This window comes from Planktothrix paucivesiculata PCC 9631, from assembly GCF_900009265.2.
Lineage (GTDB): Bacteria > Cyanobacteriota > Cyanobacteriia > Cyanobacteriales > Microcoleaceae > Planktothrix > Planktothrix paucivesiculata.
In genome coordinates this window covers 1-3,607 of sequence record NZ_LR734997.1, presented here as the reverse complement: position 1 = coordinate 3,607, position 3,607 = coordinate 1, and the positions used below count along the sequence as shown (strand labels likewise).

General features: G+C 36.5%; 5 protein-coding genes. All 5 read left to right on the top strand.

All coding sequences use genetic code 11. The features are described from left to right. Positions 1-95 precede the first annotated feature (95 nt). The 5 genes from PL9631_RS03525 (at position 96) to PL9631_RS03505 (ending at position 3,328) form a co-directional block, all read left to right on the top strand. Entirely contained in the window at positions 96-512 is a 417-nt protein-coding gene (locus PL9631_RS03525; RefSeq protein WP_231516631.1) for a hypothetical protein, read from the top strand. Positions 513-541: 29 nt separating this feature from the next. Continuing rightward, complete coding sequence (locus tag PL9631_RS03520; protein ID WP_083617021.1) at positions 542-847, top strand: hypothetical protein; 306 nt, start codon at positions 542-544, stop codon at positions 845-847. A 121-nt stretch (positions 848-968) separates the two neighbouring features. Next, the gene (locus tag PL9631_RS03515) at positions 969-1,517 is read left to right on the top strand and encodes a hypothetical protein (RefSeq protein WP_083617018.1); all 549 of its coding nucleotides are present in this window, start codon (positions 969-971) and stop codon (positions 1,515-1,517) included. A 115-nt stretch (positions 1,518-1,632) separates the two neighbouring features. Further along, entirely contained in the window at positions 1,633-2,361 is a 729-nt protein-coding gene (locus PL9631_RS03510) for a hypothetical protein (protein WP_197046254.1), read from the top strand. 70 nt (positions 2,362-2,431) lie between these two features. Continuing rightward, entirely contained in the window at positions 2,432-3,328 is an 897-nt protein-coding gene (locus PL9631_RS03505; protein ID WP_083617009.1) for a phage Gp37/Gp68 family protein, read from the top strand. Positions 3,329-3,607: the final 279 nt, after the last annotated feature.

Here is a 3,607-nt window from a genome sequence, read left to right as displayed (position 1 = left end):
CTAAACTACCTTTGATTATTTTCAATCCCAATACTTTTGAAATTAGCTATGAAGAACCCTTAAAACAATTGAATTTATTTGATTGAAACTAGCTTTTGATTGAAACTAGCTACCGCTTAATGACGTTGATGTTATTTGGAATCAAAATAATGTATCAACGTCATGCGTATCAATGGACAATTCACAGTGCTTTTGAAGGTGCAGATTTCTGGTTAATTGCAAAGCATAATCGGGATATGTTAGGTAAACCAATTCGTGAATACAAAAAGGGTTGTTTTGGAATGTTAGCTCCTCAGAATATTCACCCAAACTATGGCTTTTATCTTTGCCAATATCTCTACAATGAAGGATTTTGGCGATTTTATTCTCAGGGGCTTCTTGAACTTCAACATTTACGAATTACCGATGTTCGTCGTGTTTTTCAACCCGATAGCTACCTGCTTTCTCCAACTGGAACTCTAATTGTTTTGAGTTCTAGTTCTGTAAGTTCTCAAAGACTAGCTACCGCTTAGATTTAATGAACTTTAATCCTTGCAAAACAATGGAAACTAAACTCAATCCTGAACTCAATCTTGATGTTGATTTGATTATCGAACGACTTCAATCTGATGGGGTTTTTGATTGCGATCGCATTCCCCAACATCTCGTCAAACAAGCTCTTTCCAAATGGCTCTCCAAGATTGAAGACAGCATCAATAATGAACCTGATTGGTGGATTCGACAGTTTGAATCTAAAGCCTTTAAATCTTCTATTGAATCCTTCCTTGATGATTATTCTCAAGATTCTGAAGGTATTGAACACGCTGAAAATCCTGAAAACAAAAATGAGTTTGCTATTCTTTCCTAACAACAAACTCAGACTATCAGGCTGTAAGTAAACCATCAATTCTAATATTACCAGGATTCTATTCTTTTGTCTATAGGATCTTGGTATTTTTTTCAACTAAACCTCAACCAAACTTAAACCAATGATTCCTAACAAATCTCAATTTATTTCTGAACTTGAAGTTGATTCTGAAATTGATTCTGAAGTTAATTATGAACTTTCTATCGAACCTAATCAATCACTCCGAAAGTTTGTTGAACAGAAATTTGTGATTAAATCTATTTCTGAACAATTGATTGAACTTGAATCCGATGCTATTGCCGAAGCATTACAAATTCATCAAGATAACATGAATAACAACAAGAATAATGTTATTTATCAAGATAGCATTGCAAAAGTTGTTATTTGTTTTCGACAAAAATATGTGAGTTCAAAAGATAGTCCTGAACTGGCAAAATTAGAGGAATTGATTCGGTCTGAGGAAATTATTATCCTTAAACGCAATGGCGAAAAACTCAACAAATTAGATTCTGAGATTGAGGAACTTGAGAATCAAATTAAAGCGCTTGAAGTTCGCAAAGAAAAGCTCTTGAGTTCCAAACGGATTGAAAGTTTAAAGTCGGAATATCAGCAATTAATTCAGAATCTTGCCTATAAAGAACCTGGATTAAATATCAGCTTCAAACGATAAATGTTAGGTTATAATTTCAATATAATCTAGCTACCGCCTTGGGTTTTTGGTTGATTTCCTAAGTAAAAAATCAATCAAACTGAAACTAAAACCACTTACAAAATTAGAACAAACCATGAATATTATCCAAATCGACGGATACGGATTTCTGATTCCCAGTTCTCCGAGTCGTTATCGTGGAAATTGCTCAAAAGAATGGGGTTGTTTTGTCACCGGAGAAACCAAAGGATTAAACCATTCTAAAGCTGAAAAAGCGGGATTAACTAAAGGAACTTTTGTTGAAATGGCAATCGTTCAAATTTCAACGAAGACTCTGACTTTTGAACCCAATTATCTTAACGAAGAATTTATGGAAATTTGGGGGATTCCGGTTGGTGGCGAAATGAAAGATCAATTCCATGAAAAGGCTTCTGAACTTTCAACCTTTTTGATGCACCGTCAAAGTAAAGATAAATTTACCACTTTAACGGAACAATTTGTTAAGAATGCGCTTAATAGTTGGGCTTCTGAAGGGATGAAGGATAACTTCAACAAATATAGTTTGGAGAAGATTCGTGAAAGCTACAATAACTTGATTTTCCGATTTGAAATGACCCCAACGGAGGGGAAACACGGGCCGTATTTCTACATTGCCAGTAGCTATCGGGAACCCAATGGCGAACTTGAATTAGCTGCGTTGAAAGCGACAAAAGAGATTCAATCAATGGATGTCTGTAATGATCAACGATTGGTTGAAAATCAAGCGAAATGTTTTGCTGCGATTGCAGAAGCCGAACTCAATCAAGTTCCTGTTGCTCAATTGAATGCAACGAATAACAAACAACTGAAATCTGCTAAAGCCTAATTAACTAGAGTCGGGGAGAAATCCTCGGCTTTTTTTTACCAACATTAACCAAAACAATTAGGAAAAATCAATGACAACTATCGCCTGGACAGATGAGACAATTAACCCGATTGTCGGATGCTCCCGAATTAGTGCGGGCTGTCAAAATTGTTACGCGGCAACGGCAGCTAAATCGGCAAGGCTCCAACAATTTTCTCAATATCAAAAAGTTGGGGAATGGGATGGAACGGTTGAATTTGTTGAAAATCAACTTGATAAAATTTCTAGTTGGAAAAAAAGCAAAAACATATTTTTCTGTTCCATGGCGGATATGTTTCACAAAAACGTCCCATTTCAATGGGTTGAAAAAATATTTCAGGTAATTGAAGAAAACCCCCAACATACCTATCAAATTCTGACCAAACGCCCAGAACGAATGATTGAATTTTTCGATTGGTATATAGCCCGAAATAGTGATCATTCTGTTGGGTTGCAATGGAGTATCCCCGATAATGTTTGGCTTGGGGTATCTGCCGAAAATCAAGCCATAGCAGATAAACGAATCCCTCTACTTATGCAAATTCCTGCAAAGGTACGATTTCTGAGTTGCGAACCCCTACTTGAACCTCTGGATTTATCCAAGTTCTTACCAATCGAATGGTCAGAGCTTGCCGAGGATTGGATTGAATCCTGGCCAGGAATTGGTAGTTATTCTACTAATGATTATCCTAACTGGATCATTGTTGGCGGCGAATCAGGAGCGGGTTCTCGTCCCTGTCATGTTGATTGGATTCGTAGCATTGCTAGTCAAGCCCAGAGTGCTAAAGTCCCAGTATTCATCAAACAGTTGGGAAGTAATGCGATCGCATCATCCCCATATATTGACGGTGTTGCCAAAAGCCATTACAAACTTAAACTCAAAGACCGTAAAGGCGCGGATATTAACGAGTTTCCTGAAGATTTGAGAATCCAACAATTTCCTAGTTAAACTCTAATTAAGCCTTAACTTTCTAACTTTAGAAAACTAAGGCTTTTTTTTACTAGCGATAACAAATTCTAATTCCTGTTATTCTATCTTGTTATTCTGTTATTGCGATAACAAATTCTGTTATTCTCAGGACTTACGCAGTTACGCTATATGTAGCGTACTAATGAGTTGGTGATCGCGTTTGAGTTATGAGCGCGATCGCTAACCCAAAAGAAATCTCGAAACGGATAATAATGAATGTTAAAATGGCATCAGAATTCATGCCTAAAAATATGAGCA

Excerpts from the sequence above, each read along its gene's own strand:
- PL9631_RS03520 (WP_083617021.1), top strand. The coding sequence starts at position 542 with ATGGAAACTAAACTCAATCCTGAACTCAATCTTGATGTTGATTTGATT.
- PL9631_RS03510 (WP_197046254.1), top strand. The coding sequence starts at position 1,633 with ATGAATATTATCCAAATCGACGGATACGGATTTCTGATTCCCAGTTCT.
- PL9631_RS03505 (WP_083617009.1), top strand. The coding sequence starts at position 2,432 with ATGACAACTATCGCCTGGACAGATGAGACAATTAACCCGATTGTCGGA.
- PL9631_RS03515 (WP_083617018.1), top strand. The coding sequence starts at position 969 with ATGATTCCTAACAAATCTCAATTTATTTCTGAACTTGAAGTTGATTCT.